This is a genomic window from Kitasatospora sp. NPDC097605, from assembly GCF_040302725.1.
Taxonomy (GTDB): domain Bacteria; phylum Actinomycetota; class Actinomycetes; order Streptomycetales; family Streptomycetaceae; genus Kitasatospora.
Map to the genome: position 1 here is coordinate 1 of NZ_JBEOSF010000065.1, position 22,927 is coordinate 22,927.

Annotated in this window: 17 protein-coding genes; 11 read left to right on the forward strand and 6 right to left on the reverse strand. The window is 74.9% G+C overall.

Annotation, left to right across the window (positions count from 1 at the left end; translation table 11 throughout):
• Window positions 1-110: 110 nt before the first annotated feature.
• Window positions 111-485 carry a peptidoglycan-binding domain-containing protein gene (locus ABTX81_RS38605; RefSeq protein ID WP_350555453.1) on the reverse strand — a complete coding sequence of 125 codons (375 nt, stop codon included), beginning with the start codon at window positions 483-485 and terminating at the stop codon, window positions 111-113.
• Between the two features lie 173 nt (window positions 486-658).
• Here ABTX81_RS38605 and ABTX81_RS38610 point away from each other — a divergent pair, with 173 nt between their 5' ends.
• The 3 genes from ABTX81_RS38610 to ABTX81_RS38620 all read left to right on the forward strand — a co-directional run bounded on the left by ABTX81_RS38610 (window position 659) and on the right by ABTX81_RS38620 (window position 5,633).
• Entirely contained in the window at window positions 659-2,032 is a 1,374-nt protein-coding gene (locus ABTX81_RS38610; RefSeq protein WP_350555455.1) for an FAD-dependent oxidoreductase, read from the forward strand.
• Between the two features lie 104 nt (window positions 2,033-2,136).
• Window positions 2,137-3,879: an ABC transporter ATP-binding protein gene (locus ABTX81_RS38615; RefSeq protein WP_350555457.1), complete on the forward strand. Its 1,743-nt coding sequence runs from the start codon at window positions 2,137-2,139 to the stop codon at window positions 3,877-3,879.
• Window positions 3,876-5,633, forward strand: coding sequence for an ABC transporter ATP-binding protein (locus tag ABTX81_RS38620; RefSeq protein WP_350555459.1), 1,758 nt, complete (start codon window positions 3,876-3,878; stop codon window positions 5,631-5,633). Before ABTX81_RS38615 ends, ABTX81_RS38620 begins: the two co-directional genes overlap by 4 nt.
• Window positions 5,634-5,648: 15 nt before the next feature.
• Here the strand turns inward: ABTX81_RS38620 and ABTX81_RS38625 are convergent, their stop codons facing one another.
• On the reverse strand, window positions 5,649-6,020 hold the full coding sequence (locus ABTX81_RS38625; RefSeq protein ID WP_350555461.1) for a hypothetical protein: 372 nt from the start codon (window positions 6,018-6,020) through the stop codon (window positions 5,649-5,651).
• A 186-nt stretch (window positions 6,021-6,206) separates the two neighbouring features.
• On the opposite strand from ABTX81_RS38625, the gene ABTX81_RS38630 reads away from it, so the two are divergent.
• The 8 genes from ABTX81_RS38630 (at window position 6,207) to ABTX81_RS38665 (ending at window position 18,926) form a co-directional block, all read left to right on the forward strand.
• A complete protein-coding gene (locus tag ABTX81_RS38630; RefSeq protein WP_350555463.1) occupies window positions 6,207-6,851 on the forward strand; it encodes an SMI1/KNR4 family protein in 645 nt (214 codons plus the stop codon).
• A gap of 364 nt (window positions 6,852-7,215) precedes the next feature.
• Window positions 7,216-8,898 carry an acyclic terpene utilization AtuA family protein gene (locus tag ABTX81_RS38635; protein WP_502892957.1) on the forward strand — a complete coding sequence of 561 codons (1,683 nt, stop codon included), beginning with the start codon at window positions 7,216-7,218 and terminating at the stop codon, window positions 8,896-8,898.
• Window positions 8,895-10,493 carry an acyl-CoA carboxylase subunit beta gene (locus tag ABTX81_RS38640; protein ID WP_350555467.1) on the forward strand — a complete coding sequence of 533 codons (1,599 nt, stop codon included), beginning with the start codon at window positions 8,895-8,897 and terminating at the stop codon, window positions 10,491-10,493. The genes ABTX81_RS38635 and ABTX81_RS38640 overlap by 4 nt, the downstream gene beginning before the upstream one ends.
• Before the next feature lie 13 nt (window positions 10,494-10,506).
• A complete protein-coding gene (locus ABTX81_RS38645) occupies window positions 10,507-12,486 on the forward strand; it encodes an acetyl/propionyl/methylcrotonyl-CoA carboxylase subunit alpha (RefSeq protein WP_350555469.1) in 1,980 nt (659 codons plus the stop codon).
• A 13-nt stretch (window positions 12,487-12,499) separates the two neighbouring features.
• Window positions 12,500-13,672 carry an acyl-CoA dehydrogenase family protein gene (locus ABTX81_RS38650; protein ID WP_350555470.1) on the forward strand — a complete coding sequence of 391 codons (1,173 nt, stop codon included), beginning with the start codon at window positions 12,500-12,502 and terminating at the stop codon, window positions 13,670-13,672.
• A 289-nt stretch (window positions 13,673-13,961) separates the two neighbouring features.
• Window positions 13,962-15,554: a 4-coumarate--CoA ligase family protein gene (locus tag ABTX81_RS38655; RefSeq protein ID WP_350555472.1), complete on the forward strand. Its 1,593-nt coding sequence runs from the start codon at window positions 13,962-13,964 to the stop codon at window positions 15,552-15,554.
• A gap of 141 nt (window positions 15,555-15,695) precedes the next feature.
• Entirely contained in the window at window positions 15,696-16,316 is a 621-nt protein-coding gene (locus ABTX81_RS38660) for a TetR/AcrR family transcriptional regulator (RefSeq protein ID WP_350555474.1), read from the forward strand.
• 144 nt (window positions 16,317-16,460) lie between these two features.
• On the forward strand, window positions 16,461-18,926 hold the full coding sequence (locus tag ABTX81_RS38665; protein ID WP_350555476.1) for a SpoIIE family protein phosphatase: 2,466 nt from the start codon (window positions 16,461-16,463) through the stop codon (window positions 18,924-18,926).
• Between the two features lie 114 nt (window positions 18,927-19,040).
• Here ABTX81_RS38665 and ABTX81_RS38670 read toward each other — a convergent pair whose 3' ends face one another.
• From ABTX81_RS38670 to ABTX81_RS38685, 4 genes are all read right to left on the reverse strand, one after another.
• On the reverse strand, window positions 19,041-20,615 hold the full coding sequence (locus ABTX81_RS38670; RefSeq protein ID WP_350555478.1) for an MFS transporter: 1,575 nt from the start codon (window positions 20,613-20,615) through the stop codon (window positions 19,041-19,043).
• A 52-nt stretch (window positions 20,616-20,667) separates the two neighbouring features.
• Complete coding sequence (locus ABTX81_RS38675) at window positions 20,668-21,222, reverse strand: TetR/AcrR family transcriptional regulator (protein ID WP_350555480.1); 555 nt, start codon at window positions 21,220-21,222, stop codon at window positions 20,668-20,670.
• A gap of 156 nt (window positions 21,223-21,378) precedes the next feature.
• Window positions 21,379-21,771 carry a cell division protein SepF gene (locus ABTX81_RS38680; RefSeq protein WP_350555482.1) on the reverse strand — a complete coding sequence of 131 codons (393 nt, stop codon included), beginning with the start codon at window positions 21,769-21,771 and terminating at the stop codon, window positions 21,379-21,381.
• 351 nt (window positions 21,772-22,122) lie between these two features.
• Window positions 22,123-22,836: a VTT domain-containing protein gene (locus tag ABTX81_RS38685; protein ID WP_350555484.1), complete on the reverse strand. Its 714-nt coding sequence runs from the start codon at window positions 22,834-22,836 to the stop codon at window positions 22,123-22,125.
• Window positions 22,837-22,927: the final 91 nt, after the last annotated feature.

The following is a 22,927-nucleotide window of genomic DNA, read 5'->3' on the forward strand; positions in this document are numbered from 1 at the left end:
AGCACTCCTTCACCGACAACTACGGCACCCCCCGGATCCCGCTGGTCCGCGGCGAGGGCAGCAAGCTCTGGCGGGGCCCGCGGCCGGCCGTCACGGCTGGCGTGACGGCGTCACTTGAGCGTGGGCAGGTTCCAGTAGCAGCCGTACTCGTCCTTGGTCGCGGTGATGATGTAGTCGCCGGTCTGCGGGCCGACCACGCCGTCCTGGGAGAGACCCGCCCACCGCTGGAGGGCGACGACCGCGCCGTAGGTGTCGGGGCCGAACGCGCCGTCCACCGCGACCTCGTGGTAACCGGTCTGGTAGTGCAGGCTGTTGGAGATCAGCTGCACGCAGCGGACGCTGTTGTAGGCGTTGGCCTTGCCGTAACCGACCCAGAGCGAGCCGGAGTTGGGAACGGCCTGCGCGCCGCCCGCGACGCCGACGGTGGCCAGGCCGGCGGCCGCGAGCAGGACCGCGCCGCGTCGCTTGAGGGACGTGCTGTTCATGGAAACCCCCGTGGTCCGAGAAGGACGAGTGATCGTCGAGCCCCCGACTATATGGTGATCTTCTGACGGCCCGCCAGTGCCCCGGGTTCAGGGCCGGCCGACCGCGTCGCTTGCGGACGGGTGATCGCCGACCAGTAAGATCATCTTGCAACACGACGCGAAAAGGGGAGCTTGTGGCGCGGGTTGCGGTGATAGGCGCGGGCATCAGCGGGCTGGGGACGGCGCTCATGCTCGGCCGGCGGGGCCATGCGGTGACGGTGTTCGAGCAGGACGCCCGGGAGGCCGGCGAGGACCTGCACCGGGACTTCTTCCACTGGGGCCGCCCCCGGGTCCCGCAGGCCGTCCAGCCCCACTCGTTCCTCGCGCCCGTGCGCACCGTGCTGCGCGACGAGGCCCCCGACGTCCACGCGGACCTGCTGGCGCGCGGCGCCCGGGAGTACCACGACTTCGACTGGTTCGGCGAGCATCCGCCGCACCGGGCCGGCGACGAGGACCTGGTGACCCTGCGCACCCGCCGGATCGTGCTGGAGGCCGCCCTGACCGCGGCCGTGCGGCGGGAACCCACCGTCGAGGTGCGGCGCGGCGTCCGGGTGCGCGGCCTCCTTGTCGGGCCGGGCCGCCCCGTCCGGGTCACCGGCGTGCGGACGGGCACCGAGACGCAGCGGGCGGACCTGGTCGTCGACGCGGCCGGCCGCCGCTCGCCGGTCCCCGGCTGGCTGGCCGAGGCCGGCTGCCGTCCGCCCGTGGTCGACAGCCACCGCGCCGGGATCGCCTACCTCTGCCGCTGGTACCGCCTGCGGCCCGACGGCCCCCGCGACCCCGGACGGGTGAAGCCCGGCTCCAGCTCACCGTTCGCGCTGGCCGGCGTCTTCCCCTCCGACAACGACACCGTCGCCGTCAACCTGGTGCTCTCCACGGCCGACCCGACCCGCGCCGCGCTCACCGACCCCGCGGTGTTCGAGGCCGCCGCCCGGCGCTTCCCCGCCACCGCCGCCTGGCTGGACCTGGACCCCGAGCCGCAGTCGCCGGTGCTGGCGATGGCCGGACTGGACAACCGCTGGACCTCCCTCGCCGACGGCGACGGCCCCGTGGTCACCGGCCTGGTCAACGCGGGGGACAGCCTCGTCCACACCAACCCCACCCTGGGCCACGGCGTGGCCCTCGGTCTGCGCGCCGCCCAGCACCTCGCCACCCACGCCGACGCGATCGCGGCGGACCCGGCCGGCTACCACGCCTGGACGGCGCGGGCCCTCCGCCCGTGGTTCGACGCGCAGGTGACGGCCGACCGCGCCAACGAGCGGCGCCTCACGGAGAATCCGCCGCCCCCGGACCACCGCGCCGCCGCCCTCGCCGCCTGCGCCTTCGACGACCCGGTCGTCATGCGGGCCCGCGCCCAGGTCCGCCACCTCCTGCTGACCCCCGACGCCGCCTACGGCACCGACGAGATCGACCGCCACCTCGCCACCTGGCTCGCCGCCCACCCCGACTTCACCCCCCACCACGACGGCCCCACCCGCCCCCAATGGGCCACCCTGCTCCCGGCCTGACCGCCGGCCGGGCCGGGGATCCTCCAGGTGTTCCCCGGGCGGGCCTCGGCGGGATCATCGCACGACCTTGATCCATTTCTGGAACGCGTTCTAGGGTGGCGCCCATGATGGACTCGTACGCCGATCCGGGGGCGCCGGATCACCGTAGTGCGGCGCGCTACCTGTGGTGGCTGACCGTCAGTCAGCGGCGGCGGGTCGTGGGTGGTGCGGTGCTCGGCACGCTCTGGACCGTCTGCCTGATGCTGCCGCCGTACCTCATCGCGCGGGCGATCGACGACGGGCTCCAGCCGGGGAGGACCGGGGTCCTGGCCGGCTGGGTGGCCGCGCTGGTCGGCGTCGCGCTGCTCAACGCCTGGCTGGGCATCATGCGCCACCGCACCATGACACGGGTCCGGATGGACGCCACCTTCCGCACCGTCAAGGTGGTGGTCGCGCACGCCACCCGGCTGGGGGCGGCGCTGCCCCGGAAGGTCTCGGTCGGCGAGGTGGTCGGCATCGGGACGGGCGACGTCGCGCAGATCAGCCGGACGCTCACCATCACCGGCCCGGGCGTCGGCTCGGTCATCGCCTACCTCGTGGCGGCCGCGCTGCTGCTGTCCGTCGACGTCCTGCTCGCGGTCGTCGTCCTGCTCGGGGTGCCGCTGCTCGCGGTCGTGGTCGGGCCGCTGCTGGGACGGCTGCAGGGCGCGGAGGCGGAGTACCGCGAGCAGCAGGGCGTGCTGACGGCCCGGATCGGGGACATCGTCGGCGGCATGCGCGTCCTCAACGGCATCGGCGGCAAGGAACTGCTGGCCGAACGCTTCCTGCGCGGCTCCCGGGACCTGCGGGCCGAGGGCTACCGGGTCGGCGCGGTGACCAGCTGGATCCAGGCGCTCGCGGTCGGCCTGCCCGCCCTCTTCCTCGCCCTGGTGACCTGGCTGGCCGCCCGGATGGCCGCCGAGGGCACCATCACCGTCGGCACCCTGGTCGCCGTCTACGGCTACGTCGCCGTCCTGGTGGTGCCGGTCTCCTTCTTCATCGAGGGCGGCTCCGACCTCACCCGGGGCCTGGTGGCCGCCGGGCGGGTGGTCCGCGTCCTCGACCTGACGCCCGACGTCGGGGACGCCGCGACGCTCCGCCCGGCGCCGGACGCCCCGTCGGCCCTGTACGACCCCGACAGCGGCGTGGAGCTGGTTCCCGGACGGCTGACCGCCATCGTCGGCGCCCGCCCCGCCGACTCCGCCGCCGTGGTCGACCGGCTCGGCCGGTACGCCGAATCCGCCGCCACCTGGGGCGGTGTCCCGCTCGCCGAGGTCGCCCTGGCCGAGGTCCGCGCCCGGATCGTGGTGGCGGACAACGACGCCGACCTCTTCTCCGGCCTGCTGCGCACGGTGGTCGGGGGCCGGTCCGAGCACACCGACGCGGCCATCGCCCGGGCCGTGCGCGACGCCGCCGCCGAGGACATCCTGCGGGCCCTGCCCGAGGGCCTCGACACGCCCGTCGAGGCGCAGGGCGGCAACCTCTCCGGCGGGCAGCGCCAGCGGCTGCGGCTGGTCCGCGCCCTGCTGGCCGACCCGGAGGCGCTGCTGCTGGTCGAGCCCACCTCCGCCGTGGACGCCCACACCGAGGCCGCCATGGCCGCCGGGCTGTGCCGGGCCCGGGCCGGGCGCACCACCGCCCTCACCTCGACCTCCCCCGTCCTGCTGGAGCGGGCCGACACCGTCTGCTACCTCGCCGGCGGCCGCCTGGTGGCCGCCGGTCCGCACCGGGATCTGCTCGCCTCGCAGCCCGGCTACCGCGCGCTGGTGGCCCGCGGCGAGGACGAGCCCGCCACCGGTTCCGCGCTCCCCGAGGAGGCCGCCCGATGACCGTTCCGAGCGAGCCGGCCCCCGGCCGGCTCCCGATCGCCGGGCCCGCCGAGACCCGCCGGGCCGCCGTGCGGCTGGTCCGCCGGGACGGCCGCGCGGTCGCCGTGATGCTGCTCCTCAACGGACTGGCCGCGGCGGCCGGCCTCGGCGCCCCCTGGCTGCTCGGCCGGATCGTCGACGACGTCCGGGCCGGCGCCGGGACCGGCCACGTCGACCGGCTCGCCCTGGGTATCCTCGGGTTCGCGCTGGCACAGCTGCTGCTGGGCCGCTTCGCCCGGTACGCCGGGTACCGCTTCGGCGAGCGGACCCTGGCGCGGATCCGCGAGGGGTTCGTCGACCGGGCGCTCGCCCTGCCCGCCGCGGTGGTCGAGCGCGCCGGCACCGGCGACCTGATGACCCGCGGCACCGCCGACGTCGCCACCGTCGGCACCACCCTGCGCGACGCCGCGCCCGAGGTCTCGGTCGCACTGGTCCAGGTCGTCCTCATCCTGGCCGCCATGCTCGCGGTCGACCCGCTGCTGGGCCTCTGCGGGGTGCTCTGCCTGTCCGGGATCTGGTTCGCCACCCGCTGGTACCTGCGCCGGGCCCATGCCGGCTACCTCGCCGAGGGCGCCGCCAACTCCGAGCTCGCCGAAGTGCTCGGTTCCACCGCCGCCGGCGCCCGCACGGTCGAGGCGCTGGGCCTGGAGGAGCGCCGGATCGCCGCCGCCGCCGAGGCGATCGAGCGCTGCCGGGTCACCCGCACCCACACCCTCAACCTGCGCAGCGTGCTCTTCCCGGTGGTCGAGTTCTCCTACGTCGCCCCGGTCGCCGCCATCCTGCTGATCGGCGGCGCCCTGCGCGGCACCGGCGCGGTCAGCATCGGCGCGGTCGTCGCCTGCGCCCTCTACTTCTGGCAGCTCTCCGAGCCGCTGGACAAGGTCCTGGTCTGGCTCGACCAGCTCCAGCGCAGCAACGCCTCCTTCGCCAGGGTCGAGGGCGTCGGCCGGATCGACGCTCCGGAGGCGGCCGACGGCGGGCGGCCCGTCGACGACCGGATCGACGTGGTCGACGTCCGGTACGCCTACCAGGGCGAGCGGGACGTACTGCACGGGGTCGACCTGACGGTCCGCCCCGGCGAGCGGCTGGCGGTGGTCGGCCCCTCCGGCGCCGGCAAGTCCACCCTGGGCCGGCTGCTCGCCGGGGTGGAGGCGCCGCGCACCGGCCGGGTGACGGTGGGGCGGGTGCCCGTCACCGGTCTGGCCCCGGCGCAGCTGCGCCGCCATGTCGTCCTGGTCTCCCAGGAGCACCACGTCTTCCTCGGCACCGTCCGGGACAACCTGCGGATCGCCGCGCCCGCCGCCACCGACCAGGAGTTGCACACGGTGCTGGCCGCCGTGGACGTCGACTGGGTGGACGAGCTGCCGGACGGGCTGGACACCGAACTCGGCGCCGGCGGGTACCGCCCGGACGCCCAGCAGGCCCAGCAACTCGCCCTGGCCCGGGTGGTCCTGGCCGATCCGCACACGGTGATCCTGGACGAGGCGACCTCCCTGCTCGACCCGGCCACGGCCCGGCACACCGAGCGCTCCCTGGCGGCCGTGCTCAAGGGCCGCACCGTGATCGCCATCGCCCACCGCCTGCACACCGCCCACGACGCGGACCGGGTCGCGGTCATGGACGGTGGCCGGGTGACCGAACTGGGCAGTCACGAGGAGCTGTTGGCGGCCGACGGCGGGTACGCGGCGCTCTGGAGGTCGTGGCACGGCTCCTGACCGTGCCGCGGACCGTCAGTAGCCGGCGTTGGCGCGGTCGTTGAACCAGCCGGGCAGGCTCGGCCACCACTCGCCGGCGCCCGCGTCGAAGGTCAGGCCGTCACCCGACAGGTGCACGCCCTGGCCGGAGAAGGCGGCCCAGCTCCTCAGCGAGGAGACCTTGTGGTTGACCAGCACGGGGAAGACCGTCCAGGTCCCGAGCTGGAACTCCCAGCAGTCGCCGGAGTAGTTGTTGTCGGTGAACACCTGCGCGTACCCGGCCTGCCCGTAGTGGGTGCAGTTGCCCGCCGCCTGGGCGCTGGGCGCGGCGACGCCGCCCAGCGCCGCCGCGGCCGCGACGGCGGCGATCCCGGCGGCGAGTCGGGGCTTCCTGAACATCGGGCGCATCTCGTTCCTCCCTGGTGACGTACGTGGCGTCCTGCCACCAGTGATGATGATCAGCCGGCGTGCGCCCGACCAGTAGGTAACCGGCCAAGGTGGTGACGCTTTCCCGATCGGCAGGGTGGGCCGGGCCCTATGCTGTTCGTGCCCGAGAGCACCCGAGAGCGCCCGAGGAACCTCAGGAGTCGGACCATGGCCATACCCAGCGACGCCCTTCCGGACCTGCGCCGCGCCGCCTCGGCGGGACTGCTCGACCTCGACGGCTCCGCCCCCGCCTCGCCCGACGCGGTGCGGGCGCGGGAGACCCTGTCGGCGCCGCACGTCGGAACCCTCGTCTGGTCGGTCCCGCCGGGCTACCGGGCGCTGCTGGCGGAGCACAACCGGCTGAGCTGCCGCCGGGAGACGGACGACGGCGAGCGCGAGTTCGTCCTCGTGGACGAGGCGGAGTCCGCGGACCTGAACGCCGACCTGGTGCACCTGCCGGAGGGCGTCGGCCGCGAACCGGGGCGGGACCTGTCGACCAGTCACCTGGTGGGGTTCGCCGAGGCCGGCTACGAGGCGGTGTGGTGCTTCGACGTGACGCGGCCCGGCGCGGACGGCGAGTACCCGGTCTACTACCACCACCAGGACGAGCCGCGGGCCCGCCACCTCGCCGACGGCAGCTGGGAGGACCGGGCCGACGCCGTGCCCGACTTCCCGTCCTTCACGGCCTGGCTGGAGGCGATGGCCGGGGCCTTCACCGCCCCCCGGCCCCCGGCCTGGTTCGAGGAGCTGGGCACTCCGGTCCTGGTCGAGCTCGCCCGCGACGGGATCTTCCGGACCGGCGGCCAGGACTGACCGCGGCCCGGCCTCGCGTGCCACGGTTCAGGGCGCGCGCCGGTTCCGGACCACGTCCGCGACCGCCCTGGTATCGGGGTGGTCGCGGCCGAGGGCCCGCTCGCTGTCCGCGAGCACCCGCTTCCGCAGGTCGATCGCCTCCCGGTGTGTCCCCGCACCACGGCCGAACCCGCCGACCTTCCCTCAGAAAACAAGCACGCGTGATTGCTTTTTCTCTCGCAGGGTGCCAACCTGCTCACCGTCGGCGAACGTTGGGCCACCTCTGGGGGTAGGCGTGCACGTGGGGTCGGAGGCGGCGGCGGGCGGTGGGCCGGTGCTGCGGGTCGGGAACGCGTCGGGGTTCTACGGGGACCGGTTCTCGGCGATGCGGGAGATGCTCACCGGCGGGCCGCTGGATGTGCTCACCGGGGACTACCTGGCCGAGTTGACCATGCTGATCCTGGCGCGGGACCGGCTGAAGGACCCCTCGCTCGGGTACGCCAGGACGTTCCTGCGGCAGGCGGAGGAGTGCCTCGGCCTGGCGCTGGAGCGCGGGACGCGGATCGTGGTCAACGCGGGCGGCCTCAACCCGGCCCGGCTCGCGGAGGCGGTTCGGGAGCTGGCGAAGGGCCAGGGTCTGGACGTGGCGGTCGGGCATGTCGAGGGTGACGACCTGTTGCCGCGCCGAGCGGAACTGGACCTGCCCGAGGGGCTGTTGGCCGCCAACGCCTATCTGGGGGCGTTCGGGGTCGCGGAGTGCCTGAAGGCCGGGGCGGACGTGGTGGTGACCGGGCGGGTCACCGACGCGGCGCTGGTCGTGGGGCCGGCGATCGCCCGGTTCGGGTGGAGCGCGGGGGATCTGGACGCGCTCGCGGGCGCCGTGGTGGCGGGACACGTGCTGGAGTGCGGGGCGCAGGCCACCGGCGGGAACTACGCGTTCTTCCGCGAGCACGACGTCAGCCGGCCGGGCTTCCCGCTCGCCGAACTGCGGGCGGACGGCTCCAGCGTCATCACCAAGCACCCGGGGACCGGCGGCGCCGTCACGGTCGGCACCGTCACCGCCCAACTCCTCTACGAGACCGGCGGTCCGCGCTACCTCGGGCCGGATGTGACGGCCCGGCTGGACACCGTCCGGCTGACCCGGGAGGGGCCGGACCGGGTGCGGATCGACGGGGTGCGCGGCGAGGCGCCGCCGGCCACCCTCAAGGCCGGGCTGAACCGGCTCGGCGGCCACCGCAACGAGGTGGTGTTCGTGCTCACCGGGCTCGACATCGAGGAGAAGGCGGCCCTCGTCCGGCGGCAGTTCGAGGACGCGCTCGCCGCGGACCGCCGGCCGGCCGGGCTGCGCTGGACGCTGGCCCGCACCGACCACGCCGACGCCGCCACCGAGGAGGCCGCCTCCGCGCTGCTGCGGCTCACCGCCCGGGACCGCGACCCCGACCGGGTGGGGCGGGAACTCGGGCGGGTGGCCGTGGAGTTGGGGCTCGCCGGCTACCCGGGCTTCCACCTCACCGCGCCGCCCGGGCCGGGCGCGCCGTACGGGGTCTTCGAGGCCGTCCAGGTGGACGCCGCGGCCGTCGAGCACACCGCCGTGCTGCCGGACGGCCGCCGGGTGAGCATCCCGCCCGCGCCCGTCACCGCGCCCGTCACCGCGCCCCTCGCCGCGCCCGTCACTGCTCCGGAACCGCCGCCCGTCGAGCCCGGGCCCGCCGGCGAACCGTTCGAGGACCTCGGCCCCACCCGCCGGGCCCCGCTCGGCCTGGTGGCCGGCGCCCGCAGCGGCGACAAGGGCGGCGACGCCAACCTCGGCGTCTGGGCCCGCGACGAGCCCGGCCGGCGCTGGCTCACCCGCACCCTCACCACCGACCTGCTGCGCGAACTGCTCCCGGAGGTGGCGCAGTTGCCGATCACCCGGCACGTCCTGCCGAACCTCCGCGCGGTCAACTTCACCATCACCGGCCTGCTCGGCGAGGGCGTCGCCGCCCAGCACCGCTTCGACCCGCAGGCCAAGGCGCTGGGGGAGTGGCTGCGCTCGCGCCACCTCGACATCCCGGAGGCCCTGCTGTGACCGTCCTGCCCACCCGCCTCGACCCGGGCGGCGCCGAGTACACCGCCAACCGGGAAGCGATGCTGGCCAAGCTCGCCGGTCTGGACGCCGAACACGCCAAGGCGCTGGCCGGCGGCGGCCCCGCCTACGTCGAACGCCACCGCGGGCGCGGCAAGCTGCTCGCCCGCGAGCGGATCGAGCTGCTGATCGACGAGGACTCGCCGTTCCTGGAGCTCTCGCCGCTCGCCGCCTGGGGCAGCGAGTACCCGGTCGGTGCCGCGCTGGTCACCGGCATCGGCACGGTCGAGGGCGTCGAGTGCGTGATCACCGCCAACGACCCGACCGTGCGCGGCGGGGCGTCCAACCCGTGGACCCTGCGCAAGGCCCTGCGCGCCAACGAGATCGCCCTCGCCAACCGTCTCCCGCTGGTCAACCTGGTGGAGTCCGGCGGCGCCGACCTGCCCAGCCAGAAGGAGATCTTCATTCCCGGCGGCGCCCTCTTCCGCGACCTCACCCGGCTCTCCGCCGCCGGGATCCCCACCGTCGCCGTGGTGTTCGGCAACTCCACGGCCGGCGGCGCCTATGTGCCGGGCATGTCCGACCACGCCGTGATGATCAAGGAACGGTCCAAGGTGTTCCTCGGCGGGCCGCCGCTGGTGAGGATGGCCACCGGCGAGGAGGCCGACGACGAGTCGCTCGGCGGCGCCGGGATGCACGCCCGGACCTCCGGCCTGGCCGACCACTTCGCGCTGGACGAGCCGGACGCGCTGCGCCTGGCCCGCCGGATCGTCGCCCGCCTGGACCACCGCAAGCCGGGACCGGACCCGGACCGGGCCGCCGAGCCGCCGAAGTACGCCGAGGAGGAGCTGCTCGGCGTCGTCCCCGGCGACCTCAAGGTGCCCTTCGACCCGCGCGAGGTGATCGCCCGGATCGTCGACGGCTCCGACTTCGACGAGTTCAAGCCGCGCTACGGCACCAGCCTCGCCACCGGCTGGGCCCGGCTGCACGGCTACCCGGTCGGCGTCCTGGCCAACGCCCGGGGCGTGCTGTTCAGCCAGGAGTCCCAGAAGGCCGCCCAGTTCATCCAGCTCGCCAACCAGCGCGCGGTCCCGCTGCTGTTCCTGCACAACACCACCGGCTACATGGTCGGGCGGGACTACGAGCAGGGCGGCATCGTCAAGCACGGCGCGATGATGATCAACGCCGTCGCCAACTCCACCGTCCCGCACCTGTCCGTGCTGATGGGCGCCTCCTACGGGGCCGGCCACTACGGCATGTGCGGGCGGGCCTACGAGCCCCGCTTCCTGTTCGCCTGGCCGAGCGCCAAGTCGGCCGTGATGGGCCCCCAGCAGCTCGCCGGGGTGCTGTCGATCGTCGCCCGGCAGTCCGCCGCCGCCAAGGGCCGCCCGTACGACGAGGAGGCGGACGCGGCCGTGCGGGCCATGGTGGAGCAGCAGATCGAGGCCGAGTCGCTGCCGGCCTTCCTCTCCGGGCGGCTCTACGACGACGGGGTGATCGACCCGCGCGACACCCGCACCGTGCTCGGGCTCTGCCTCTCCGCGATCCACAACGCGCCGGTCGAGGGCGCCACCGGCTACGGCGTCTTCCGGATGTAGGGGGAACCACCACGTGATCACCAACCTGCTGGTCGCCAACCGGGGAGAGATCGCCCGCCGGATCTTCCGCACCTGCCGCGACCTCGGCATCGCCACCACCGCCGTGTACGCCGACCCGGACGCCGAAGCCCCGCACGTCCGCGAGGCCGACACCGCCGTCCGGCTGCCCGGCGCCGCGCCCGCCGACACCTATCTGCGCGGCGCGCTGATCGTCGAGGCCGCGATCGCCGCCGGCGCCGACGCCGTCCACCCGGGCTACGGCTTCCTCTCCGAGGACCCCGGCTTCGCCCGCGCCGTCCGGGCGGCCGGGCTGCTCTGGGTCGGCCCGGAGCCGGAGGCGATCGAGGCGATGGGCTCCAAGACCGCCGCCAAGCGCCTGATGGCCGCCGCCGGGGTGCCCGTCCTCGACGCGCTGGACGCGCCGGCCGAGGCCGACCTGCCGCTGCTGGTCAAGGCGGCGGCCGGCGGCGGCGGGCGCGGCATGCGCGTGGTGCGGGACCTCGCCGAGCTGCCGGCCGAACTCGCCGCCGCCCGCGCCGAGGCCGCCAAGGCCTTCGGCTCCGACGAGGTGTTCTGCGAGCGCTACCTGCCCACCGGCCGGCACGTCGAGGTGCAGCTGCTCGCCGACGCGCACGGCACGGTCTGGGCGGTCGGCGACCGGGACTGCTCGCTCCAGCGGCGCCACCAGAAGGTCATCGAGGAGGCCCCCGCGCCCGGACTGGACCCGGCGGTGCGCGCCGCCCTGCACGAGGCCGCGGTCACCGCCGCCAAGGCGATCGGCTACACCGGCGCCGGGACGGCCGAGTTCCTGCTCGGACCGGACGGCCGGTGCTGGTTCCTGGAGATGAACACCCGCCTCCAGGTCGAGCACCCGGTCACCGAGGCGGTCACCGGCCTCGACCTGGTCGCCCTGCAGCTCTCCGTCGCCGAGGGCCGGGCCCTGCCCGGTCCCGCCGCCCCGCCGCCCACCGGTCACGCGATCGAGGCCCGGCTCTACGCCGAGGACCCGGCGCACGGCTGGCGGCCCGCCACCGGCACTCTGCACCGCCTCGAACTCACCGTCCCGCACGATGAGTTCACCGGCCGTGGCGTGCGCCTGGACGCCGCGTCCGGGGGCGGGTGCGAGATCACCCCGCACTACGACGCGATGCTCGCCAAGGTGGTCGCCTGGGCGCCGACCCGGGCCGCCGCCGCCCGCCGGCTGGCCGACGCGCTCGCCCGCGCCCGGATCCACGGGCCCGCCACCGACCGCGAGCTGCTGGTCCGCGCGCTGCGCCACCCGGCCTTCCTGGCCGGGCGGGTGCACACCGGCTTCCTCGCCGAGCACGCCGACGCCCTGACCGCCCCGCCCGACGAGGACCGGACGCGGCTCGCCGCCCTGGCCGCCGCGCTCGCCGACGCCGCCGCCCGCCGCACCGCGCTGCCTTCCGGCTGGCGCAACCTGCCCTCCCAGCCGCAGCTCAAGCGCTACCGCGGCGACGACGGCGCCGAGCGGGAGGTCCGCTACCGGCTCACCCGAGCCGGCCTGCGGGCCGAGGACCACCCGGACGTCGACCTGGTCGAGGCCGCGCCCGACCTGGTCGTCCTGCGCGAGGGCGGGCTGCGCCGCGCCTACCGCGTCGCCCGCTACGGGGACCGGGTGCACATCGACACCCCGCTCGGTGCCACCGCGCTCACCGCCCTGCCGCGCTTCCCCGACGCCCCGGTGCGCACCGACCCCGGCGCGCTGCTCGCCCCGATGCCCGGCACCGTGGTGCGGGTCACCGCCGTCGTCGGCGACACCGTCACGGCCGGCCGGCCGCTGCTGGTGCTGGAGGCGATGAAGATGGAGCACCGGATCACCGTCCCCGCCGACGGGATCCTCGCCGAACTCCGCGCCGCCCCGGGCGAGCAGGTCGAGACCGGCACCCTGCTCGCCGTCGTGAAGCCCGCCGAGCCGTCCGTCGAACAGCCCACCGAAGAGCACGACGAAGAGTCCCCCGCAGAGGTCTGAGGAAGGACCGCGCATGTCCGCCATCGGCAGCCAGCTCCTCGAAACCCCCGAACGCCGCGCCCTGCGCAGCGCCGTGGCCGGCCTCGGCGCCCGCTACGGCTCCGCCTACTACCTCGCCCGGGCCCGGGCCCACCGGCCCGCCGACGAGCTCTGGGCCGAGGCCGGGAAGGCCGGCTACCTCGGCGTCAACCTCCCCGCCGAGTACGGCGGGGGCGGCGGCGGGATCACCGACCTCGCGATCGTCCTGGAGGAACTCGGCACCGCCGGCTGCCCGCTGCTCCTGCTGATCGTCTCCCCGGCGATCTGCGGCACCGTCATCGCCCGCTACGGCACCGAGGAGCAGAAGCGCCACTGGCTGCCCGGCCTGGCCGACGGCAGCCGCCGGATGGCCTTCGGCATCACCGAACCGGACGCCGGCTCCAACGCCCACCGGATCTCCACCGTCGCCCGCCGCGACGGCGCGGACTGGCTGCTGACCGGCCGCAAGGTGTTCGTCTCCGGCATCGACCACTGCGACGCCGTCCTGTTCGTCGCCCGCACCGAGGACGCCCGCACCGGGAGACTGAAGCCCGCGCTGTTCGTCGTCCCGCGCGACACGCCCGGCTTCGAGTACCGTCCGATCCCAATGGAACTCGTGGCGCCCGAACGGCAGTTCCAGGTCTTCCTGGACGACGTCCGGCTGCCCGCCGAAGCACTGGTCGGCGACGAGAACGCCGGACTCCTCCAGCTGTTCGCCGGCCTCAACCCCGAGCGGATCATGACCGCCGCGTTCTCCCTGGGCCTCGCCCGCCAGGCGCTCGGCAAGGCGGTCGAGTACGCGCGCACCCGTACCGTCTGGTCCGCCCCGATCGGCGCCCACCAGGGCCTCGCGCACCCGCTCGCCCAGTGCGCGGTGGAGGTCGAACTCGCCCGGCTGATGACCCAGAAGGCCGCCCTGCTGTACGACGCGGGCGAGGACGCCGCGGCCGGCGAGGCCGCCAACATGGCCAAGTACGCGGCCGGCGAGGCCGCCGCCCGGACCGTCGACCAGGCCGTGCAGACCCTGGGTGGCAACGGCCTCACCCAGGAGTACGGGCTGGCCGCGCTGCTCGCCGCCACCCGGGTCGGCCGGGTCGCCCCGGTCAGCCGTGAGATGGTCCTCAACTACGTGGCCCAGCACACCCTCGGCCTGCCGAAGTCCTACTGAGGGCCGGCGGGAATCGCCGGGGGCCGCCGGGGTCTCGAACGGATCGTCGCATCATCGTTCTGATATCTGACCGGCCCCGCCGGCCCGGGAGCCCACCGACCCCTCCTCACCTCGACATTCGCCAGTCCGCGCCACCCCTGCGCCCCGCGCGCTCCGCCAAACGTCCGTCACTGGGGCGCACCGGGCGCCCACTGTCCGTATGCTCCTGTCCCGCACTCCGCACGGCCGGTCGCCACGACCTCCAGCCGGCCGTACCGCCCCGCGCCAACAACCGCACAGGAGGCACGCCTTGGTGTTCCACAGCGAGTTCCCGGACGTCGGCATCGTCGACCTCGCCCTGCACGACGCCGTCCTCGGCGAGGCCGAGCGCCACGGCGACCGGCCCGCCCTCATCGACGGGATCACCGGCGAGACCGTCAGCTACGCACAACTCGCCCACGCAGTACGGCGGGTGGCCGCCGGCCTCGCCGAGGCGGGGGTCCGCCAGGGCGACGTGGTGGCGCTGCTCAGCCCCAACAGCATCCGCTACCCGATGGCCTTCTTCGGCGCCACCCGGGCCGGCGCCACCGTCACGCCGGTCTCCTCGCTCACCACCCCCGGCGACCTCGCCGGCCAGCTCGCCGACAGCGGCGCCCGCTGGCTGATCACCGTCTCGCCGTTCCTGCCCACCGCCCGCGCCGCCGCCGAGAAGCTCGCCGCCGAGGGCCGCCCGCTCGCCGGCACCGTCGTCCTGGACGGCGCCGAGGGCCACCTCTCGCTCGACGACCTGCTCGCCGCCACCGGCCCCGAGCCGGAGATCGCACTCGACCCGGGCGAGGCCGTCGCCGTCCTGCCCTACTCCAGCGGCACCACCGGCCTGCCCAAGGGCGTGATGCTCACCCACCGCTCGATCGCCACCAACCTCGCCCAGACCGACGCCGTCTTCCGCCCGAAGCCGGGCGAGCGCCTCCTCGCCGTCCTGCCGTTCTTCCACATCTACGGCCTCGCGGCCCTGCTCCACCAGCCGCTGCGCTGCGGCGCCACCGTCGTCGTGCTGCCCCGCTTCGACCTGGAGCAGTTCTGCCGCACCGTCCAGGACCAGCGGGTGCAGTCCGTGCTGGCAGCCCCGCCGATCGTCCTCGCCCTCGCCAAGCACCCGGTCGTCGAGCAGTACGACCTCTCCTCGGTGGAGTACCTGCTCTGCGCCGCCGCCCCGCTGGACGGCGAACTCGCCGAGGCCTGCGCCCGCCGCCTCGGCCTGACCCACATCCTCCAGGGCTACGGCATGACCGAGCTCTCCCCGGTCTGCCATGTGATGGACCCGAGGGACCCGGACCCCTCCCCGGGCTCGGTCGGCCGGATGGTGCCCTCCACCGAACTACGGGTCACCGCCCTCGACGGCACCGGCGCCGACCTCGGCACCGGTGAGACCGGCGAGCTGCTGATCCGGGGCCCGCAGGTGATGAAGGGCTACTTCGGCCGCCCCTCCGACACCGCCGCCACCGTCGACGCCGAGGGCTGGCTGCACACCGGCGACATCGGCTTCGTCGACGAGCGCGGCTACCTCTACATCGTCGACCGGGTCAAGGAGCTGATCAAGTACAAGGGCTACCAGGTCGCCCCCGCCGAGCTGGAGGCGCTGCTGCTCAGCCACCCCCAGATCGCCGACGCCGCCGTGATCGGGGTGCGCGACGCCGAGGGCACCGAGTGCCCCAAGGCCTTCGTGGTCCGCGCCCCCGGCAGCGCGCTCACCGAGCACGAGGTCGCCGCCTTCGTGGCCGGCCAGGTCGCGCCCTACAAGAAGGTGCGCGCGGTCGAGTTCCTGGACGCCGTCCCGAAGTCCCCGGCGGGCAAGATCCTCCGCCGCGAGCTGCGCGAACGCGAGGCGGCCGCCGCCCGCTGAACCCGCCGCCCGCTTGACCGCCGGTGCGGCCGGCACCGGCCGCACCGCCCCCGCCCCCGCCCCCGCCCCCGTCTACGGGACAGCACCGTCTGCGAGGATCGACCAGCCGCCAGCCCCGCACGGACAGGACCGCCGCCGCAGATGACCACCCACCCGGCCGCCCGCACCCCCCGGCAGGACCGCAGCCGCGCCACCCGGGCCCGACTGCTCGCGGCGGCGGTCGACTGCCTCGCCGAGCTCGGCTGGAACGGCTCCACCGTCGCCGTCGTCGCCGAACGGGCCGGCGTCTCCCGGGGCGCCGCCCAGCACCACTTCCCGACCCGTGAGGACCTCTTCACCGCGGCCGTCGAACACGTCACCGCCGAGCGGCTGGCCGCCGTCCGGGCGCACGCGGACGTCCTGCCGGACGCCGGCCCGGCCCGCACCGAGGCCGTCGTCGGCATGATCGTGCGCCTCTACACCGGGCCGCTGTTCCGCGCCGCCCTCCACCTGTGGGTCGCCGCCGCCACCGAGGAGCCGCTGCGCGAGCGGATCATCGGCCTGGAGGGCCACGTCGGCCGCGAGGCGCACCGCGCCGCCGTGGAGTTCCTCGGCGCCGACGAGACCCGCCCCGGCGTGCGCGAAACCGTCCAGGCCACCCTCGACATGGCCCGCGGACTCGGCCTCGCCAACCTGCTCACCGACGACAGCACCCGACGATCCGGGGTGATCCGCCAGTGGGCGAGCCTTCTGGAGAGTACGCTGCGGCCGGTAGGCACATGACGCCCGTACACCTGGACGACCGGTGCCCCTCACCAAGGGGTCGCCGGGCGGCCGATGTCCGTGCAGTCTGGAGAAGAACCCCGGCCACAGGGACCACGAGGACCGCCCGGCCGGGCACGAGCCGAACCGGGGTGCAGCCTGATCATGCGGAGAGACGAGTGGGACGCCACCAACGCCACCGGCCCCGGAGCCGGCGCCAGCCCCGCACGCCTGGACGGCCATCGCCTCGTCCCGCTCGCCACCGCCCTGCTCCAGGACGACGGGCTCATCCTGCACTGGAGTGAGGACGCCGAGGCCCTGCTCGGCTGGACCGCCGAGGAGGCCGTCGGCAGCCACGCCGCCCGGCTGCTCACCGACGACAGCAGCCGCCCCGAGGTCCTCGAACTGTTCGAGCGGATCCTCGGCGGCAAGGGCTGGTCCGGCGTCCACCCGGTTCGCCACCGCGACGGCCACACCGTCGAGCTGGAGTTCCGCACCTACCCGATCGCCGGCCCCGGCGGCACCCTGCTGCTGCTCGCCACCGCCTCCGACACCGCCGCCCTGCACCGGGTCGAGGCCGACCTCGCCGTCCTCGACGGCATCTTCGGCCAGTCCCCGATCGGCATGGCCGTCTACGACACCGAGCTGCGGTACGTCCGGCTCAACGAGTCACTGGCCCGGATGAACGGCCTCCCGGTCGCCGACCACCTCGGCCGGCGGATCAGCGGCATCCTGCCCGGCATCAACAGCACCGAGATAGAACAGATCATGAAGCAGGTGCTGGCCACCGGACGGCCCGTGGTCGACGCCCGCTCGCACGGCCGCGTCCCCGGCGACCCGCGCCGCGACCGCGCCTGGTCCGCCTCCTACTTCCGGCTGGAGGACTCCACCGGCCGGGTCTTCGGCGTCTGCTCCTCGATCATCGACGTCACCGAGCGCTTCCAGGCCGAGGCCCGCGCCGCCCGCGCCCAGGAACGCCTCGCCACCATCGCCGAGGCCACCGCCCGGATCGGCACCACCCTCGACCTCCAGCGCACCGCCGAGGAGCTCATCGAGGCGGTCGTCCCCCGCTTCGCCGACTTCGCCACCGTCGACCTGCTGGAAACCGTGCTGCGCGGTGCCGAACCCAGCCCCATCCCGGAGGACCGGGCCGTCCAGCTGCGCGCCGTCGCCGTCGGCGAGGCCTACGAGACCGGGCTCGCGCACGCCGTCGACGTCGTCGGCGAGGTCTCCGAGTACGCCCCCGGACGCAGCTACAACCAGTGCCTGCGCAGCGGGCGCCCGCTGCTGCGCGCCCACGTCGACGCGGAGGTGCTGCGCGGACTGGTCGCCAGCCCCGACCGGGTCGCCCCGGGCCTCGCGGCAGGCATCCACTCCTACCTGATGCTGCCGGTCACCGCCCGGGGCATGGTCCTCGGCGGCGCCGAGTTCATCCGGATGCGCAACCCCGAGCCGTTCACCGCCTCCGACGTCGCGCTCGCCGAGGAACTCGTCGCCCGCACCGCCCTCGCCATCGACAACGCCCGGCTCTACCGGCGCGAGCGGGAGACCGCGCTCACCCTCCAGCGCAGCCTGCTGCCCCAGGAGATCCACCGCACCCTCGGCCTGGAGATCGCCTACCGCTACCTGCCCTCCAGCGTCACCAGCGAGGTCGGCGGCGACTGGTTCGACGTCGTCCCGCTCTCCTGCGGCCGGGTCGCCCTGGTCGTCGGCGACGTCATGGGCCACGGCATCCGGGCCGCCGCCACCATGGGTCAGCTGCGCACCGTCGCCCGTACCCTGGCCACCCTCGACATGCCGCCCGAGCAGGTGCTCACCCGGCTCGACGAGACCGCCTCCGGCATCGGCGAGGGGCAGTTCGCCACCTGTATCTGCGCCGTCTACGACCCGCTGGAGCGCACCCTGCAGGTCGCCTCGGCCGGTCACCTGCCGCCGGTCTGGGTCGCCCCGGACGGCACGCCCCGCCGGGTCGAGATGCCGCCCGGCGTGCCGCTCGGCGTCGGCGGGGTGGCCTTCGAGTCGGTCGAGTTCGCGCTGCCCGAGGGCGGCATGGTCGCCCTCTACACCGACGGCCTGGTCGAACGCCGCGGCCAGGACCTCGACGAGGGCATCGACCTGCTCGCCCGCACCCTGTCCGGCCCCGGCCGGACCCTGGAGGAGAGCTGCGACGCCGTCCTCGCCGCGCTGGTCAGCGGCGGCAGCGACGACGACATCGCGATGATCATGGCCAGGGTGCTGCCGCTGCCCGCCGACCGGGTCGCCACCCTCCCGCTCACCGGCGGCGGCCGGCTGCCCGGCAAGGCCCGCCGCTTCACCCGCGCCACGCTCGACGCCTGGGGCCTGAGCGCGCTCTGCGACTACGCCGAGCTGCTGGTCAGCGAGCTGGTCACGAACGCCCTGCTGCACGCCGACGCCCCGCGCCGGCTGCGGCTGTTCCGCGACCGGGTCCTCACCGTCGAGGTCGCCGACGCCGGCGGCCAGACGCCCCAGCTGCGCCCCTTCGCGGAGCAGGACGAGGGCGGCCGGGGCATGTTCCTGGTCAGCGAACTCGCCCAGCGCTGGGGGAGCAGGCTGACCCGGGACGGCAAGGTGGTCTGGGCCGAGCTGGAGCTCCCCTTCGGCACCGTCTGAGCGCCGGGCCCGCGGGTTCCCCGTCCGGCCCATGACGGTTCCCCGTCCGGACACGACGGTTCCCCGCCCCCCGGCGAGGGGGACGGGGAACCGTCGTGGGCCGGGGCCGTCGGATCAGGCGTTCGCCTTCTCCGGCGTGCGCTCGGGCGCCGGCTGCGGCTCCGGGTCGTCCGCCCCGGGGCCGGAACCCAGCCCCCGCAGCAGCCGCCAGGCCAGCGCCGCCGCGCCCAGCAGCAGCGCGGCCGCCAGCATCCCGGCCACGTTCACGCCGTGCACGAACGCCTCCCTGGCGCTCGCCAGCAGCGGTCCGGCCAGGGTGTCCGGCAGCCCGTGGGCCACCTCCACCGCGCCGCCCAGCGACTCCCCGGCCTGCGCGGCCGCCGCCGGGTCCGTCCCGGCCGGGACGGCCAGCCGGTCCACGTACAGCGCGCCGACCAGCGAGCCGACCAGGGCGATGCCGAGTGCGGTGCCCAGCTCGTAGGCCGTCTCGGAGACCGCCGAGGCGGCTCCGGCCTTGTCCCCGGGCGCGGCGCCCAGCACCAGGTCCGCGCCGAGCGTGTAGACCACGCCCTCGGCGGTGCCGACCAGCAGGAAGGCGGCGGCCAGCAGCAGGTAGGTGGTGTCCTGCTGGATCCAGCCCAGCAGGCCGATGCCGAGGCCCATCGCCAGCAGACCGAGGGTGAGCGCCGCCCGGGCGCCGGTGCGCCGCACCAGCCGGGCGGTCAGCAGACCGCCGGCCATCGCGCCGAAGAAGGCCGGCAGCTCGGCCAGCCCCGCCTTCAGCGGCGGGAAGCCGCGGACCAGCTGCAGGTACTGCGAGGTCACGAAGACGATGCCGGAGAGCCCGATCAGCGCGATCAGCGAGGCCAGCACGGCGGCCGTGAAACGCCGGTCGCCGAAGAGCCGGACGTCCAGCAGCGGGGTCTCCAGCCGCAGCTGGCGGCGGACGAAGACGACCAGCGCCAGCGCGCCCAGCAGACCCGCCACCGGCACGTCCCAGCGGGCGACGCCGTGCGCCGCGGCCTCCTTGATCGCGTAGACCACGCCGATCACACCGGCGAGCGACAGCAGGACGCTCAGCACGTCCCAGCGGCCCGGCTTGGGGTCCTTGGACTCCGGCAGCAGCCAGGCGCCGAAGACCAGCAGCAGCACCAGCACCGGGATGTTCAGCAGGAAGACCGAGCCCCACCAGAAGTGCTCCAGCAGCACCCCGCCGACCACCGGGCCGAGCGCGGCGCCGGCGGACGCGGCGGCGCCCCAGATGCCGATCGCGGTCGCCCGCTCGCGGTCGTCCGGGAAGAGCGTGCGGATCAGCGAGAGGGTGGACGGCATGATGGTCGCCCCGGCCACGCCGAGCAGCACGCGGGCCAGGATCAGCCAGCCGGCGCTGGGCGAGTACGCGGCGAGCAGCGAGGCGGCGCCGAACGCGGTGGCACCGGCCAGCAGCAGCCGCTTGCGGCCGATCCGGTCGCTCAGCGAGCCCATCGAGACCAGCAGGCCGGCCAGCACGAAGGAGTAGGCGTCGCCGATCCACAGCAGCTGGGTGCCGCTGGGGCGCAGGGTCTCGCTGATCGAGGGGATGGCCAGGGAGAGGACGGTCGCGTCGACGGCGACCAGGGTGACGGCCAGGACGAGGACGGCGAGGCCGGTCCAGCGCTGGCGGGGCTGGAGGTGGACGGTGCTGCTCATGGGTATCGGTGTCCGGTTTCCGGTCCGGGGTGCGGCGGGCGGGGGAGTGGGGTCAGTGCGGGCGCGGGGTGCGCAGGGCACCGCCGAGGAAGAGCTCGGCGAGCGAGAAGGTGGCGTCGCGCGGGGCCAGCCGGCCGTCCTGGACGGCCCAGCCGATCCCGGCGAGCAGGTCGAAGAACGCCTCGCTGAGCCAGGCCGCCGAGAGTTCGATGCGGAAGACCCCCTGCTGCTGCCCGCGCAGGAAGAGCGCGTGCAGCCGGGCGATCTGGGCCTCCCAGAGGTCGTTGACCGCCTCGTCGTCGTAGAGCTGGCTCTCGCCGGTCAGGTAGGCGCAGAGCATGGCGTCCGGAACGATCTCGTCGATCAGCCGGCGCAGCGCGGCGTGCGCGTCGCCCTCCTCGACCGCGGCGGTGTCCAGCGCGGAGGCCAGGCGCCGCAGCGCGAGCATGCCGACCTCGCCGATCAGCGCGTCCCGGCCCGGGAAGAGCCGGTGCAGGGTGGCGCGGCTGATGCCCGCGGCGCGGGCGATCTCGTCGAGGTGGGCGGTCGGGCGGCGGGAGAGCACGCCGACGGCGGCTTCGAGCACGGAGTCACGGTCGGTGGCCATGGAACGAGTGTACGTCGAATGAGACACCGGTGTCTCAGAATTAATCCGGCCGTCTCGTTCGAGGCACCGCCGTACCGCGAGCGGACGACAAAAAACCGGGGACGGTGGTGCCGTCCCCGGTTCTCCCGCCGGTCCGTCGTGGCCGGTGGGAGCCGGTCAGCTCTGGTTGTAGAAGCCCGTGTCGTCGAGCGGGCGGTCGATCACCATCACCTCGACGTCCGCCGGGGTGAGCAGGAACACCCGGCGGGCGATCCGCTCGATGCCGCCGCGGGTGCCGAAGATCAGGCCGGAGGCGAAGTCGACCATCCGCTTGGCCTCGGCCTCCTCCATCTCGGTGAGGTCCATGACCACCGGGGTGCTCGCCCGGATGTGCTCGCCGACCGTGCGGGCCGCCTCGAATCCGGTCGGCCGCAGGGAGACGATCCTGGTCGGAGCGGGGGAGGACGGAACCGTCTCCTGCTCGACCCACTCGTCCTCGTACACCGCGGCCGGGTAGCTCCCGGAGGGCATCAGCCACCCGTTGTGGTGCTCGTCGCGAAGTGCTCCCATGCCGCGCCTCCCTGCCTCTGTTCCGTACAGGTCCCCCGGTGCGCGTGCCCTTTTGACACGTCATCCACTCGTCGGAACTGTCCGAGTATCGCACTGATCACCGGTCTCGCGCCCGCTCGCGCCGTCCGTACGGGTCGCGCCGCGCCGACGGTCCGGGCGGACCCGGGCATCAGAAGCGACGCGGTGGAACGGCGTACGGTTGCGCGCGTAGACGATATCGGTCGCGGTGACCGCGCAATTGACCTTCTGTCAACAATGCGGGAACGATTTCACACGACACCGACAACGACCCCGCTCGGCCGAGCGCATTCGGATCTCCCGCGCCCGGCGCGCCGCCCGGGTGCCCGGCGCTCAGGCCTGGACCGCGCGCCGTCGTCGCAGCGCGGCCCGCAGCACGGGGACCAGGCCGACGAGGGTCATCAGCCCGATCAGCCCGGCGGAGATCAGGAACCCCGTCGACCCCGGCTCGCGCGCGGTCGCGGCGGCCGCGACGTAGACCGCGGTGACCGGGACCACCCCGAGCGCGGTGGCGAGGATGAACGGCGGGAACCGGACCCCGGACACCGCCGCGCCGTAGGTGGCCGCCTGGAACGGCAGCCCGGGCAGCAGCCGCAGCAGCAGGATGCTGCGGAACCCCTGGTCGGTGAAGCGCCGGTCCAGCGCCAGCAGCAGCCGCCCGCGCAGGAAGCGCCGGAGCGCGTCCTGCCCCAGCCACCGGGCCAGCCCGAAGGCGATCGCCGCTCCCAGCGTGGTGCCCAGCACGGCCAGCAGCAGCCCCTGCTGCACGCCCAGCAGCAGTCCGGCGGCCGCGTTCAGGGCCGGCCGGGGGAAGAAGGCCACCGTGCCGACCGCGTACACGGCGGTGAACAGCGGAACGCGCCAGTACCAGGGAGTCCCGTCGGACAGGCCCCCGTCGAGCAGTGCGGTCGGGCTCCACAGCAGCAGGGAGCCGGTCACCGCGGCGAGGATCGCCACCAGCAGGGCGAACCGCGGCCACGGCGAACGCGCCGGCCGGTCGGCCGGGGCGGGGCCCGGCGGAGGCGGGGAGGTCACGGGATCGGGCACGCGCCGAGCCTAACCGGGGGCCCGGTCCAGATCACGCTGCGCCCCTCCGACGGCATGACCGCCGCCGACCGCGCGGTCGTCCTGCGGGAGG